The organism is Bacillus sp. CH_48, assembly GCF_038008465.1.
Lineage (GTDB): Bacteria > Bacillota > Bacilli > Bacillales > Bacillaceae_G > Bacillus_A > Bacillus_A thuringiensis_S.
The window spans coordinates 5,231,279-5,245,391 of the sequence record NZ_JBBOZF010000001.1; the positions used below are offsets into that span (position 1 = coordinate 5,231,279).

Sequence of the window (14,113 nt, forward strand, 5' to 3'; positions counted from 1 at the left end):
CTCATATATAAAAAGGAATCCATGGCATATGGATTCCTTTTTACTATTTACTGAAAAATAAGCTCTGTCTTCAAACTATCTTTCGGTAACAACCAGCCTTTTTTCTCTAAACTCGCCATTAATAATTCCCTTTGTTTTGTCGCAATACTTTCTTCATTTGTTTTAAATGACACTTCTATTACGAAGTCATCTTCTAATTTCCCAGTATTACTTAATGGCCAAATTTCAATATTTGCTTTTATGTTTTCAAACTCTCCTGTATATCGCTTCATCAATACAGGACCGTAAATACGGGAATTCTTTAACATCTCTTCTCCCCAATTTGTATACAACCATTTGTTCATTTTCCCTGGTAATTTTTCTATTAACATGTTTTGAGCAGCTTGTTCATTTGGTAAATCAAGTATCCCATATCCTTTAGCACTGTAGCTTTTCTTATTTGAAATGCTTAATGTTTTCTTCTCAAATCCCCAATCTATTTCCGCCTCATAACTATCCGTATTACTATCGAATCCTTCTTTTTTAGCTACTTCTAGTGCATCTTGAATTACACCATTTTGAATAGGATATCTTTTTTTATATGTTAGTTCAAAATCTTTACTAAATTCTTTCTTTCGAATTCTAGCAAACCAACCTTCATCACTTAAACTTTTATTTGCAGTATCTAAAAATTGTACTTGTATTCTTTCATATTTTGTACCAGCCTGGAAATGTTCTAGCACCTCTTGCTTCATCTCTTTGTTATAACCTAATACTTGTTCTGGCTTCAATAATAACTTTACTTCAAAACTAGGTTTCATTGGACTAGCAGCAAACCCTTCCTTAACGTTATAAAGAAAACAACAAAAGAAAATACTTACGAATACAAATACTTTTTTCATATACCTATCCCCTTTACATTTTAAATGACTTCTATACGTTCCATTGCAAGTGAATATACATTTTCATATCCTGCTGTACTTAGCTTTTGTTGTAATCGATCCGTATCCTCTTTCAAAGCATGCACTAGCACCGTATGTTCTGGTAATAATGTATTTAACATCTCTTTAACGTCTTTTATACTTTGGTGAACTTTATACGGAACTCGCTTCACCCTACATGTACTCCTTACATGTTCTTTCATAACTCTTTCTGCAAAACTCCCTTTCGCAATATGCCCAGTAAAAATAACGGAATTACGTTTTTCATTCCGAAGCTGTTCATAGCATAACTGTGCTCGTTTCGTTTGCATATTCGCATCACTCATTACAACTATTCCATAACTATTTTGCATACTAATGTCATTATCCATCACTATTATGTTTCTTTTTAAACTCTCCATAATCCATTTAAGTTCTTCATTATTTTTTATCCAATCTTTATATATGAACATCTCTTCAAATCCAGCCAAAATTTCTTTATCTACTATAAGCGGAAATTCTTTATATCGTTCATATAAATACAATACTATATCTTGCGCCCTACCAAGTTGTGGCAGCGGTAGCAATGCTATTCCTTTATTCTGCATAACTCGCTCAATTTCTGCACATAGATCATCTAATCTTTCATTTTGCGAAACATCATCTGTGTGGTAAGCGGCATCTACAATTGCAACTTTTATATTGTGGCCCAATTTCTCAGGTAAATTAGCTCGTAGTATATTAGACTCTGCTGAATAATCGCCGGAATAGAACACGTATGTATTACACAAATCAACTAAAAACCAAACAGCTCCTAATACATGCCCACTATATCCCCACTGAAACCGCAATGTAGGAGTAATTTGTATCCATTCATTTGGATTACTAATCTCATCAATACATACATAATTTAAATCTTTTATGTGTTGGTCGCTATAAGGTAAATTCCACCCTTGCATCACATTATAGTTTCTCCATTTTTCATAATATAACGGCAGTTGCTCCTTCGTATAACGAGTCGTCCAAATTTTTTTCTTATATCCATACTTCGCTAATAAAGGTAAACCCATCGTATGATCTTCATGAATATGTGATAAAAATACCGCATCTAAAAATGGAACAGCTTCTCTCTCTATTTTTGGATAACTATCCTCATAAGATCGATTAATACCACAATCAAATACTATTTTCGTCTCTTTATTTTTTACAAAATAGCAGGAGCGACCGTATTCTCCTGCCCCACCCCATACTTCTATCCTCATCATGCTACCCCTTTTCGCTTTTGCTCCATATGTTGTAGCAGTAATAAGCACATTGTTGTAAGTCCAACAGAAACAACGGCCATCGCCATGCCTATAGATACTTCACCCTGTTCAAATTGAGCAAAAATAAACGTTGCTGACGTTTCTACTGATGGAGGTAATACGAGAAGCGATGCTACTAACTCTCTTATCGAAATTGTAAATGTCATCGCCCATCCAGCAAGAATGCCTGGGATAATAAGAGGCAATATTATTTTTCTAAAAATATAAATATAATTTCCCGAAAAAACACTTCCTGCCTGCATGAGAGAATCATCAATTTGTCCGAGTGATGATTTTACATATTGCACCGTGTAAGGTAAAAACAGCACAACATACGTTACGATAACCATGACTGGTGTATTGTAAATTGACAGGGGCATATATGGTGAATTCCAAAATAGAATAAGACCTACAACCATAACGATTCCTGGTACCATATTGGGTAACATACCGCACATATCGAGCCATTTTTCAGAGTTTTTTTTCCCCTTTCGAATCATAAGTGCCAAAAAGACTCCAATCATTACCGCAATAATCGCTGTTACGAGTGAAAAAAGAAAACTATTCCATAAAGCCTCTAATCCCGGAGATCCCATTGTAAACAATGCCTCATAATGGCTTGTTGTAAAGTTATTTACATGTAAACCGCCGCCTCTTAATTTTGACAAAGAAGCAATCAGTATAGAAAAGTATGGAATTCCAATTGATACGATTAATAAACCAATTACATACATCCATGCTACAACGCGCGTAAATATAGACAAAGTATATCTTTTAGATTTCACACCTTTTCCACTAACCATTGCATATGAATACTTTCGATTCAATACATTTTGCATATACCAAATGAGCATACAAGCACTAAGTAATAAAGAAGATAATGCTGTTGCACTACTAAAATCAATTGGCCAACTCGAAATAAATTTATGGATTTCTGATGTTAACACGTGGAATCCTATTCTACGTCCGAATGTAGCCGGTGTTCCAAATTCAGCAATCGTCTTTACGAAAATGAGTAAAGCACCCATTACATAACTTGATACTAATAACGGCAATATTATTTTTCTTAAACGATAGAGAAAACTTCCGCCATGAACTGCTGCAGCTTCTTCTTTACTACTCCCAATCTGAAGTAACGTGTTTTTCAGCATGAAATAAAGGAATGGGAATAAATGCAGACTCATAATTAAGACCATACCTCCTAAACTAAAAAACGATGATGAAACTGTCTTTAGCATCGGAAAAAATTGTTCAAAATAGCCGTTAGGTTGCATGAACAAAATCCAGCCCATTGATCCAATATACGGCGGTGTCATAAATGGAATCATAAAAACAATATCTAACTTACTATACTTTCCTACATCTGTTTTGCTCATAATAAACGCCAATGGAAATGCAAATATTGTAGCTCCTATTACAACGAGTACACCTAGAAGCATCGAGTTTAGAAAAATCCCAGCTAATCCACCACTCTGCATCACTTCAAAAGGCTTTAAAAAGTTCCAGCTGCTATTTTCATATATACTAGAAAATAAAATGAGAAAAAGCGGAATGACGATTAACATCGCCACAAGTAATAACGCTACCGTCATTCCAACTTGTCTTACTGATATGAATCGATTTACCATGGAATCACCATCTTATTGAAATACTTTCTTAAATTGTTTTCCTATTTCATCTTGCTCTTTCTCAACTGTTTTCCAATCAATATTTAATACTGGAATCTCTTCTACATTCGGTCTATTTTCAGCTTTTATATCTGTTCTACCTGGCAATAAATACGCTTTAGCAACTTGTTTTTGCACATCATCTGATAATAAATAATCAATAAACTCTTTTGCACCCTCTACATTTTTACTATCCTTCATAATCCCCGCTGCACGTGGGCTAATAACTGTTCCGCTTTTTGGATATACGATATCAACCGGTTCACCCTTTACTTTTGCGCTGTACGTCATATAATCAACACCTGCAATTACCATATCTTTCGCACCTGTTACTACTGGATCTAAAGCTTCTTGATTTGCTCCTGCTACTGTAACTTCATTTTTCTTAAGCTGTTCAAATAAATTCCATCCATCTTTTCCATTCTTTTTCACATATCCTGTTACAAAGTCTAAAGCTGAACCTGAAAGTGCTGGATCTGGAAGATTCACTTTTCCTTTCCATTCCCCTTTCGTTATATCGCTCCAATCTTCAGGCGCTGTCTTCACATTTTTTGTATTGTACACAATCCCTAATGCTGAAGCACTATACCCGAAATAATGTCCTTTATCATCTGACCATTCAGAACGCAGCTTATCAGCTTGTTTCGCTTCTTTATAAGCTAACGTTTGACCCTCTTTCTTTAATCCTTCCATCGCTGGTAATGATGCAAGTACGACTACATCAACGACTGGATTTTTCTTTTCAGCTTCCATTCTCGCTAAAATCTTACCTGTTGTTCCTTGAAACATTTCTACTTTTATACCTGTTTTCTTTTCAAAGTCTTTTTGAATTTTTTCTGCTAACCCTTTTGGCCCTGCACTATATACAACAATTTTCTTTTCATTCGTATTTTTACTTTTTGCATCTGCATTGCCTGTCTTTGAACTACACCCTGTTACTACAGCCGAAAATAATAAAGTACATATAAATAAAGACTTAAGCGAACTGAATTTCTTCATACGATTCTCCCCCTATATGATGAATACATTTTTTTGGCACATATAACGATACTGGTTTACCGATGCTTAATTTACTATTGTGATAAGCTGTCCATATTCCGAGTGCCCCCATGTTTACTTTTATTTCATACCGTTCTCCTACATATGTAACGTGCTTAATTTCACCTGTATACATTTCGCACACTTCATTTTTCGTCCAGCTCACATGCTCTGGACGAACCATTTTTTTACCCTCTACAAGCCAATTCGCCTTACCAACAAATTTGGCAACAAATTCATGAGACGGTTTCACATAAATATCTTCCGGTGTTCCTTTTTGTAATACTTCTCCTTGTTTCATGACAATAATTTGGTCTGACATTGACATTGCTTCTGTTTGATCGTGAGTGACATACAGTGCAGTTAAACCAATGGAATGAACGATATCCATAAGCTCTATTCTCATTTCTTCTCGCAAAATTGCATCGAGTGCACTTAGCGGTTCATCAAATAAAATAAAATGAGGTTTTGTTACAATTGCTCTAGCGAATGCGACACGTTGTTGCTGTCCACCAGAAAGTTCGTGTGGATACCTTTTCTCCATACCTTGCAGGCGAACTCGCTTTATCGCATCTTCTACTTTTTCTCGTAAATGATTTGTTTGCTTTGTAGCCCTTAAACCAAATGCAACATTGTCAAAAACAGTCATGTGCGGCCATAAAGCAAAATCTTGAAATACCATACCGATATTCCGTTCATGAGGAGGTGTCTTTATCTTTTTTGCAGCAGAATACATGCACTGGTCTCCAAAATATATTTCTCCCTTATCCGGTTCTTCAAGCCCTGCTATCATTCTAAGTAAAGTCGTTTTCCCACACCCCGAAGGTCCTAAAAGTGTAGTGAATTCCCCTTGTTTCATTACAATCTGCAACGGCTTTAACGCCTGTGTTTTTCCAAAGTTCTTTTCTAATCCACTAATAGTAATATCCATTGCTTCACCTCTCTCCCCTCATTCTTAACCTGCTTTCATTCTATATGGAAGATTTATACTGAATGTTAATGTACTGTAAAGATTAAATTAAAAAACTTCTAATAAACTATTTATTTCTATAGATTTTTTCTATAGTTAAAATAAAAAAGGCGGCAATTCATAATGAATCTCTTAAAATTAGAAATTGTAGTACTTATTAAGAAATACAAAAAGCTTACAATTGTTGCAGAAAAACTTGGCGTTAAACAACCAACTATTACATTTCATATAAAAAGCTTAGAAGAAGAACTCGGTGTGTCTTTATTCGAATTACGTTCTGGAAGGTATTTCTTAACAGAGGCTGGTGAGGCTTTGCACCATTATGCTTCTAAAATAGATGCACTTATGAAAGAAGCTAGACGTGTCACGCAAGAGTTTAAAGATTTTAATAAAGGTGCTATAACAATCGGCGCTAGTTATGTACCAGCGACTTATCTTTTGCCAGAAGTCGTTCATGAATTTCAATGTGAATTTCCCAATATAAAAATAACGCTACTAGTTAAAACAGCCCCTGAAATTCGAATGATGCTACAAAATCACGAAATCGATTTTGGGATAATTTCCGCTGCTCCATTTGATGAACCACTTTTAAAACAAACGAATATAATACCTGATACACTTGTTCTTGCCTTTTCCAAAGAACATCATTTTTCAAAGAAAGAAAATGTATCGTTACAAAATATCGAAAAGGAACGCATACTATTGCATCGTAATCCATCTACAACGAGAGATTTACTTACAAAATGGATGTCAGTTCATAACATTACATTCCAATCAGAAATTGAATTAGACTCATTAGAAACGATGAAACAAATTTTAAAATATGGTAATGGAATTGCCTTTATTTCTAAACTTGCTATTGAGCAAGAAATACAACGAAATGAGCTATGCTATATACCAATCCCAGAATTTGAATTTCAACGTAATATTTATACGATTCATCATGAGGACAGATGGAATTCTAAAATCATTACTTTTTTACTACAGAGCATCCATTCATTTGCAACAAAAAATTAAAAGGCTGTCGTTATGCACGACAGCCTTTTACACTATAAATCTATTTATTTTTCTTTGCCTCAATTTTTGCTTGCGCCTCTTCAGCCTTATCTAATGCTTCTGATACTTTCTTCTCTTTTTCTTTCACTTCATCTATACTATCGACAGCTTTAATAATTTTATCGATTCCTTCTTCTTCTACCTTTCTACGCTTTGCTACTCTTTCATTCACTTTCTCTTCTACATCTTTTGCTTTTTGAAGCATATTCTCTGCATTTGATGTTACAGCTTTTTCAAGTGCATCATCTTTTTTCTTTTGTAACACTTCATTTGCAATGTCTTTCGCTTCTAAATACTTACCGTCTTTTAATACTGTTGCCCCGTGATCCATTTTCTCAGCAACTTCTTTATATGATTTCGCTTCATTTCCTGATTTCTCTTTTTCTGCTTTTTCGAACCACATTGTTGCATCACTATACTTTTCATCTTTCAATGATTGCATACCTGTTTCAATATATGTGTCATAATTGCTACATCCAGCCATTACGATTAATAGAAAAAGCATAACAAAACTTAATTTTTTCATGCTGTTGTCTCCTTTTCTTTGCAAGCTCACTTTACTTTAACATACATGAAAAAGAGTTTCAAAAACTAAAATACTAATTTAGTCATTTTTATAATGATAAGTCAAATTTTTATTATTTTTAAGCGGACACATCTACTTGTTTTTTCGCCATATGTTGCTTTACTCCAACTAATACAACTAACAATAACCCTCCGCCTATTGTCATCATAACAATGCTAGTTGGCAACATATCTAATAGTAGTCCATATACAATCATACCAAGTGGTGCGATTGCAGTCGCAATTGTTTCAAGTAGGCCAAACACACGCCCTAGGTAGCTCGGACCTGTCGTTTTTTGCATATGTACTTGCATTGGAATGTTTACAATCATAATTGCTATACCAGTTAACATCATAAAAGCAATATAGTAAATAAAACTTGCTACTTTTGGAATGACAACTAACAACGGAAAGACTGTACATAAACTTAAACCTGCAAACAAAAACAGTCCAGTATAAATAGAACGAAACGGATTATTCAATTCTTTACGCACTGATAAAGCAATCGCTCCCATTAGCATCCCGACTGCTAACATTCCCTCTACAGTACCGAGTTGCTTTGAAGATAAATGCAATGTATGGACGATAATGTACGGAAGTGCAACTGTTAGACCACACGCAAAAAAGTTTACCCACAATGCTATTTTCATTAAACCATATATTTCACGTTGTCTTTTTACATATAAAAAACCTTCTTTTATACTCGTCAAGAAATGCTCTGTACTTTCAGCCACTTCTTTTTTATATAAATCAAATACGATAAATAATTGCAAAATAACCGCTAAAAAGAACGTAATGCTATTTAATAGGAAAAACGATTTAATTGAAAAGAAACCATATACAACTCCGCCAATAATCGGTCCTAAAATATTTGATAAAGAAGCCGCCGTTTGATTTAAAGCACTCGCTTTTTGAATACGTCCTTCATCTACTAAACTCGGAATAGACGAAGTTAATGCAACAGAATAAAAACTTGCACAAATTGATAATAATGCTGCTGAAATATAAATAAAAAGAAGTGATGGCCCAAATATAGTAGCAAGAATAAACATACTAAGCATCGTTAAACTACTTAATAAATCAGTACCAATGACAAGCCATTTTCGATTCACACGGTCTGCTACAGCACCAGCAATTGGGCCACAGATCATCCTTGGAAGTGATCCGCAAACGAGCGTAATTGCAAACCCCATCCCTGAACCAGTAGTCTTTAATACATATAACCCCATTGCGAACGTATAAATACCTGCGCCTAATAAAGACGTCATTTTTCCAATCATCATTAAAATGATATTTCTAGTTGCAATCTTCATTCTTGAATCATGTTGTCCTATACTTATATCTCCCATTTTTGACTCTCTCCCCTTAAAAGTTAAATTGTGTTAAACTTATTATATAATCAACTTTCCAATTTTCACAACAAAAAGTTAAATACAATTAAACTTTTTAAATATAAAGGAGCAATTATATGGCAACTCTCGGTGAAAAAATTAAAGCATTACGAAAAGAAAAAAAGCTTACGCAAACAGCACTGGCAGGTTCGGAACTGACAAAAAGTATGCTTAGTCAAATTGAAAATGGAAAAGCTACACCTTCTATGAAAACATTACAATATATTGCGGAAAAACTTGAATGTGAAACGAGCTTTTTATTAGAAGAAGATGAAGAAGAAATTGTGGAACTCATTCAAAAAATGGAGCCATTAATAAAATCAAATAAATGCGATGAAGTATACAAGACTTTACTACCTATCGTTCAAAAAGAACTACCCCTTACTTTAAACACAGCACGTTTATATAAACAGTTCATAACTGGAGCGGCCATTATGAACGATTACAATATTGAATATTACGTTGAAACAGCTGTTTCTATATTTGAAAAATATACTTTGTATCGTGAAAGTACTGAAACGAAACTACTGTTTTACTATATGCTCTACAAACGGAAAAAATATAAAGAATGTTTACAGTTGATTAGCAGAATTCGCGATGAATATAAAACGAAGAATTTAGAAATGGATCTTATTACACATATACAATTATATTTAAAAGAAGCAATTATTTTACTCGCATATGGTAATTATGAAAAATGTGAAAAAATCATTTTAGATGCACTTGCATTTTCAAAAAAACATCAAGTGTATTATAAAACAGATGAATTTTACCGTATTTTATCTTATCAAAAAATCATTACAACCGATAAAGAACGATATTTATATTACATAAAAAAATCGGAGCAATTTGCCATTTTTACAGAAGATACTTTATCCGCTGCAAATATAGATATATTAAAAGCTTATTACTACAATACCGTTACGAATGAATATACAATTGCATTAGAACATTTAGAACAATTCCGAGAAAAACTAAAAGATGTACCGATTTTTCAAGACGATGGATTGTATTATCTTGAAAAAGGAAAATCTCTGTATGGTTTAAAACGTTACGAGGAAGCTTTGGAAACATTAAAACGTGCTAACATTCCAGATTATATGAGTCATCCACTTGATCAGTCATGGTTATTAACAGCTGGATCATATCGTGCCCTGTGTCATATAGAACTTCAAGATAAAACGGCTGCTCTGAAAGAAGCAAAAGAAGCAGTTCAAACGATGGATGGTTATCCTAATTCCATCTTTTCTTCATTTATTAAAGAAACATTACAAATAATACAAAAACTTTAAGAATGTCTCAAAATGGTATATTATTCCTCTTTTTTAGCAAAGATAATAATGATGGGAGGAATATAAATGAATATACAACGTGCAATAGAGCTTTCTGTGTCAGCGGAACAAGCCAATGTCAGTTTTCAAGGCATGCCTGTTATGATTCAACACGTCGATGAAAGCAATGAAACCGCCCGCATATATGAAGTAAAAAACCCAGGACGCGAATTAACTGTTCCAGTTAATAGCTTAGAGGAAATATAAGAAATGCCACTTCTCTTTTGAAGTGGCATTTTTCTTATGAATCAAAAATACAACTATTATTTCTTCTAATTTTTTAAGCTTATAATAAGAAAATGTAAATTTTATACTCTAACCCTATATTTTGTGATATTTTATACTCTGGAAATAATCAAATCTTTATAGATGAATAATATAAATTTTTTTCTATTTCCCACTCTATACATAAAGGAGGAATTGTATGAGCCTCTCTATATACGAAGGTTTAGGTATTATTTTTTTCGTAATCATTATTACTTACGCCCTTGCACACAAATATTTATGGTCAAAAAAATTACTTATTATTCTATTTCTCATTTGTAATGCTATTTATCTTATTTGGCGAACTTTTTATTCGTTACCAACTATTAATCTCATAAGTATTATCGCTGGTATTATATTGTTAATTACAGAATGGGCTGGTTACTTACAATCTATCGTTTTTAGCATTGTTTCATGGAAACCATATAAACGGAAAGAAGTACCATTATCCACTTTTGAAAAACTACCTACTGTCGACATATTTATTGCCACTTACAATGAACCGATCGATTTGTTAAAACGTACTGTAGCTGGTTGTACGTTGATTACTTATCCAAAAGAGTTACTAAACATTTATATTTGTGACGACGGGCGCCGTGAAAGTGTAAAGCAACTTGCGGCAGATTTTTCTGTTCATCACATAACTCGCACCGAAAACAAGCATGCAAAAGCTGGAAATTTAAATCATGCGATGCTTCATTCAAAAGGTGATATTATCGTAACAATGGATGCCGATATGATACCACGAGCTAACTTTTTAGAGCGAACGATTGGATATTTTTCTAAAAATAATGTTGTATTCGTTCAAGCACCACAAGTTTTTTATAATGCTGATCCTTTCCAATATAATTTGTTTTTTGAAGATAACATCGCCAATGAACAAGATTTCTTTATGCGCCAGTTAGAAGAAGGGAAAGATCGCTTTAATGCTACGATGTATGTTGGTAGTAACGCCCTATTTCGCCGCACCGCGCTTGAAGAAATTGGAGGATTTGCGACTGGAGTTATTACTGAAGATATGGCAACTGGTATGCTACTACAAGCTAACAAATGGGAGACTATATTTGTCAATGAAACACTAGCTGTTGGATTATCCCCAGAAACATTTAGTGATTTATTAAAACAACGGGACCGCTGGTGTAGAGGGAACATTCAAGTCGTAAAAAAATGGAATCCTTTCACTATAAAAGGATTATCTTTTATGCAGCGTCTTTTATATGCAGATGGAATTCATTATTGGTTTTTCGGTGTTTATAAAATGATATTTTTATTAGCACCGCTATTATTTTTAGTATTTGATATTTATAGTTTAGAAATTAATTTCATGCACTTATTTATGTTCTGGGCACCTGCCTTTTTAACATCACAGCTTATTTTCAAAGCTGTTTCTAATAAAAAACGAACAACTACGTGGAGTCATGTGTACGAAGTTGCTATGGCTCCTTATATGGGATTTGCTATTTTATCAGAAATTTTCTTACGTAAAAAGTTTCAATTTCATGTGACAAGAAAGGGAGTTCAAAATAATACAAGGCATTTTTTATGGATTGCAAGCATCCCTCATCTCATATTACTCATTTTAACAATTATTGCACTTATTCGAGCAACACTTATGCTCTTATACCCTGAGCAATATTATATTGAAAGAGAGAGCTTATATATTAACATTTTCTGGTTACTATACAACGGGATAGCTATTGTCACTTCACTATTTGTAGCATTTGAAAGACCGCGTTTTCGAAATTCAGAACGTTTCGTAGTAAATTTACCAGGTACTTTATATGCCGAAGATATGATCATTTCTTGCAATATCCTTGATATTAGTGAAACGGGGGCACGTTTTGAATTAGATTCCTCCATTCCATTTGAAACTTTATCAAGTCTATCTTCCTATATGCTATCTTTTGGCGAGGTAGAAAAGATTTATAGTACAAAAAAATGGATTCGGAGACAAGAAAGTTCTGTACAAGTTGGTGTATCATTTGATGATGTATCCCATGAGCAATATTGTAAACTCATTCTTCATCTATTTAGTAAACCGGTTAATGACCGGGTGGAAAAGGTGTACGATAAAGCATTTCTTACACTAGCAATTGCATCTTTCATAAAAAACACAAAAAAAGCACCAAGACAATTTCGCAGGCAACATATACGTGAGCAACTGATGTCTCCTGGAACATTGCATATGAATGGGATGCCGATTGAAGCGACCATTATCGACTATAGTACAGGTGGGTGCCAAGTACAAACGAACATCCCTCTTGTGATTGACCAAATTATACAAGTAACAATGGAAGAACGTAATATTCAAAAGAAAAATGCACAAGTGTGTTGGATTCAAAAAAAGGGTCGTAAAATATATGCTGGATTAAAATTCACAGCGTAAAAAAGAAAAGAAGCGTCGTGCTTCTTTTCTTTTTTACATGCTAAAATACTTATTAAAGGGGGAATGTATATGAAAAATACTTCACAAAAAATGAGTCATTATTATGCTGTGATATTCACTTCTAATTTATCAAATGATACAACAGACTATAATACCGTTGCCGAAACAATGGAGGAACTTGCAAAGCAACAACCTGGATTTTTAGGTGTAGAAAGTGCACGAGGTAATTCTGGGCTCGGAATAACAATTTCTTATTGGGAATCACTTGATGCAATTGAAAATTGGAAGAAGAACGCCTTACATAAAGAAGCGAAAAAAAGAGGTCGTGAGCAATGGTATGAAAACTTCCATCTGCGTATTTGCCTTGTTGAGAAAGAATTTAAGTTTCAAAGAGGCACAATATAACTATGAAGGAAAAATTAGCTCTCGTTATTGTTCATGAAATATATGGTGTGAACGACCATATGCATCACGTTACCGAGCAATTTACTTCATCTCATATTGACGTATTCTGTCCTAATCTTCTGCACTTACAACACGCATTTCATTATCGTGATGAAGAAAAAGCATATGAACATTTTGTAAATCATATTGGATTTAATGATGGAAAAGACCAAATTGAAGCATTCATCAATACCCTTTCAAGCAATTATACACATATTGGACTTATCGGCTTTAGTGTTGGAGCTACCATCTCATGGCTATGTAGTAACAATCCGAAAATAGATTTTATCATCGGATGTTACGGTTCTCGTATACGCGACTATGTTCACATAAAGCCTACATGCGCTACACTACTTATATTTCCTGAAAAAGAAGCTAGTTTTTCAGTATCCTCTTTAATTCAAACATTGCAGCAACAAAAAAATCCTTTACTAGAAATACAACAACTACACGGTGAACATGGATTTCTAAATCCGTACACTGAAAAATATAACGGGCACTCTACAAAACAAGCATACAATGTAATAGATTCATTTCTTGTAAAGTGAAACTTTATTAGTTCTTTATTTGGGTTATTGTTGTTAGTTATTTCGGGGATGTAATAGAAGAAGGAAGAAAAGCCAACATTCAACTTTTCTTCCTTCTATCTTTACCTTTAGCTTTCACTGTCACTGATTCACAAGGTGTATAATATATTTGAGGTGTCGCCTTATCAACAAACATCATAAACGTAATAAAGCCGATAATAAAGAAAATAAACAACGTTAACAAAATTGCTCCTATCGTTAAAAGTATCATA

General features: G+C 33.8%; 14 protein-coding genes. 6 read left to right on the forward strand and 8 right to left on the reverse strand.

What is annotated here, in order from left to right:
• Positions 1-47 precede the first annotated feature (47 nt).
• Genes N2V92_RS26345 through N2V92_RS26365 form a run of 5 tightly spaced genes read right to left on the reverse strand, consistent with a single transcriptional unit; the run spans position 48 to position 5,839 of the window.
• Entirely contained in the window at positions 48-881 is an 834-nt protein-coding gene (locus N2V92_RS26345; RefSeq protein ID WP_016077893.1) for a hypothetical protein, read from the reverse strand.
• A 20-nt stretch (positions 882-901) separates the two neighbouring features.
• Positions 902-2,164, reverse strand: a complete 1,263-nt coding sequence (locus N2V92_RS26350; RefSeq protein WP_033669464.1) for an MBL fold metallo-hydrolase — start codon at positions 2,162-2,164, stop codon at positions 902-904.
• Positions 2,161-3,831, reverse strand: coding sequence for an ABC transporter permease (locus tag N2V92_RS26355; protein ID WP_000248135.1), 1,671 nt, complete (start codon positions 3,829-3,831; stop codon positions 2,161-2,163). Before N2V92_RS26355 ends, N2V92_RS26350 begins: the two co-directional genes overlap by 4 nt.
• A gap of 12 nt (positions 3,832-3,843) precedes the next feature.
• Positions 3,844-4,869, reverse strand: a complete 1,026-nt coding sequence (locus tag N2V92_RS26360) for an ABC transporter substrate-binding protein (protein ID WP_170264786.1) — start codon at positions 4,867-4,869, stop codon at positions 3,844-3,846.
• Positions 4,847-5,839 (reverse strand): ABC transporter ATP-binding protein, encoded by a 993-nt coding sequence (locus tag N2V92_RS26365; protein ID WP_000355535.1) that lies wholly within the window; start codon positions 5,837-5,839, stop codon positions 4,847-4,849. The genes N2V92_RS26360 and N2V92_RS26365 overlap by 23 nt, the downstream gene beginning before the upstream one ends.
• 162 nt (positions 5,840-6,001) lie before the next feature.
• Here N2V92_RS26365 and N2V92_RS26370 point away from each other — a divergent pair, with 162 nt between their 5' ends.
• Positions 6,002-6,895 (forward strand): LysR family transcriptional regulator, encoded by an 894-nt coding sequence (locus N2V92_RS26370; protein WP_001050620.1) that lies wholly within the window; start codon positions 6,002-6,004, stop codon positions 6,893-6,895.
• 40 nt (positions 6,896-6,935) lie between these two features.
• On the opposite strand, the gene N2V92_RS26375 is transcribed toward N2V92_RS26370, so the two are convergent.
• Positions 6,936-7,460 (reverse strand): DUF4398 domain-containing protein, encoded by a 525-nt coding sequence (locus tag N2V92_RS26375; RefSeq protein ID WP_000736418.1) that lies wholly within the window; start codon positions 7,458-7,460, stop codon positions 6,936-6,938.
• Positions 7,461-7,578: 118 nt separating this feature from the next.
• Positions 7,579-8,847 carry an MFS transporter gene (locus tag N2V92_RS26380; protein WP_016077896.1) on the reverse strand — a complete coding sequence of 423 codons (1,269 nt, stop codon included), beginning with the start codon at positions 8,845-8,847 and terminating at the stop codon, positions 7,579-7,581.
• A 119-nt stretch (positions 8,848-8,966) separates the two neighbouring features.
• On the opposite strand from N2V92_RS26380, the gene N2V92_RS26385 reads away from it, so the two are divergent.
• The 5 genes from N2V92_RS26385 (at position 8,967) to N2V92_RS26405 (ending at position 13,862) form a co-directional block, all read left to right on the forward strand.
• Positions 8,967-10,181: a helix-turn-helix domain-containing protein gene (locus N2V92_RS26385; RefSeq protein WP_000212346.1), complete on the forward strand. Its 1,215-nt coding sequence runs from the start codon at positions 8,967-8,969 to the stop codon at positions 10,179-10,181.
• A gap of 66 nt (positions 10,182-10,247) precedes the next feature.
• Positions 10,248-10,427, forward strand: a complete 180-nt coding sequence (locus tag N2V92_RS26390; RefSeq protein ID WP_001025734.1) for an H-type small acid-soluble spore protein — start codon at positions 10,248-10,250, stop codon at positions 10,425-10,427.
• A gap of 217 nt (positions 10,428-10,644) precedes the next feature.
• The gene (locus N2V92_RS26395) at positions 10,645-12,870 is read left to right on the forward strand and encodes a glycosyltransferase (RefSeq protein WP_000059018.1); all 2,226 of its coding nucleotides are present in this window, start codon (positions 10,645-10,647) and stop codon (positions 12,868-12,870) included.
• 69 nt (positions 12,871-12,939) lie between these two features.
• The gene (locus N2V92_RS26400; RefSeq protein ID WP_000799455.1) at positions 12,940-13,275 is read left to right on the forward strand and encodes an antibiotic biosynthesis monooxygenase family protein; all 336 of its coding nucleotides are present in this window, start codon (positions 12,940-12,942) and stop codon (positions 13,273-13,275) included.
• A 2-nt stretch (positions 13,276-13,277) separates the two neighbouring features.
• Positions 13,278-13,862, forward strand: a complete 585-nt coding sequence (locus N2V92_RS26405; RefSeq protein ID WP_000660112.1) for a dienelactone hydrolase family protein — start codon at positions 13,278-13,280, stop codon at positions 13,860-13,862.
• A gap of 79 nt (positions 13,863-13,941) precedes the next feature.
• Here the strand turns inward: N2V92_RS26405 and N2V92_RS26410 are convergent, their stop codons facing one another.
• Positions 13,942-14,112 carry a DUF3951 domain-containing protein gene (locus tag N2V92_RS26410; RefSeq protein WP_000602229.1) on the reverse strand — a complete coding sequence of 57 codons (171 nt, stop codon included), beginning with the start codon at positions 14,110-14,112 and terminating at the stop codon, positions 13,942-13,944.
• Between the last annotated feature and the right edge of the window lies 1 nt (position 14,113).

Excerpts from the sequence above, each read along its gene's own strand:
- N2V92_RS26380 (WP_016077896.1), bottom strand. The coding sequence starts at position 8,847 with ATGGGAGATATAAGTATAGGACAACATGATTCAAGAATGAAGATTGCA.
- N2V92_RS26370 (WP_001050620.1), top strand. The coding sequence starts at position 6,002 with ATGAATCTCTTAAAATTAGAAATTGTAGTACTTATTAAGAAATACAAA.
- N2V92_RS26395 (WP_000059018.1), top strand. The coding sequence starts at position 10,645 with ATGAGCCTCTCTATATACGAAGGTTTAGGTATTATTTTTTTCGTAATC.
- N2V92_RS26410 (WP_000602229.1), bottom strand. The coding sequence starts at position 14,112 with ATGATACTTTTAACGATAGGAGCAATTTTGTTAACGTTGTTTATTTTC.
- N2V92_RS26355 (WP_000248135.1), bottom strand. The coding sequence starts at position 3,831 with ATGGTAAATCGATTCATATCAGTAAGACAAGTTGGAATGACGGTAGCG.
- N2V92_RS26385 (WP_000212346.1), top strand. The coding sequence starts at position 8,967 with ATGGCAACTCTCGGTGAAAAAATTAAAGCATTACGAAAAGAAAAAAAG.
- N2V92_RS26360 (WP_170264786.1), bottom strand. The coding sequence starts at position 4,869 with ATGAAGAAATTCAGTTCGCTTAAGTCTTTATTTATATGTACTTTATTA.
- N2V92_RS26365 (WP_000355535.1), bottom strand. The coding sequence starts at position 5,839 with ATGGATATTACTATTAGTGGATTAGAAAAGAACTTTGGAAAAACACAG.
- N2V92_RS26345 (WP_016077893.1), bottom strand. The coding sequence starts at position 881 with ATGAAAAAAGTATTTGTATTCGTAAGTATTTTCTTTTGTTGTTTTCTT.
- N2V92_RS26375 (WP_000736418.1), bottom strand. The coding sequence starts at position 7,460 with ATGAAAAAATTAAGTTTTGTTATGCTTTTTCTATTAATCGTAATGGCT.
- N2V92_RS26390 (WP_001025734.1), top strand. The coding sequence starts at position 10,248 with ATGAATATACAACGTGCAATAGAGCTTTCTGTGTCAGCGGAACAAGCC.
- N2V92_RS26405 (WP_000660112.1), top strand. The coding sequence starts at position 13,278 with ATGAAGGAAAAATTAGCTCTCGTTATTGTTCATGAAATATATGGTGTG.
- N2V92_RS26350 (WP_033669464.1), bottom strand. The coding sequence starts at position 2,164 with ATGATGAGGATAGAAGTATGGGGTGGGGCAGGAGAATACGGTCGCTCC.
- N2V92_RS26400 (WP_000799455.1), top strand. The coding sequence starts at position 12,940 with ATGAAAAATACTTCACAAAAAATGAGTCATTATTATGCTGTGATATTC.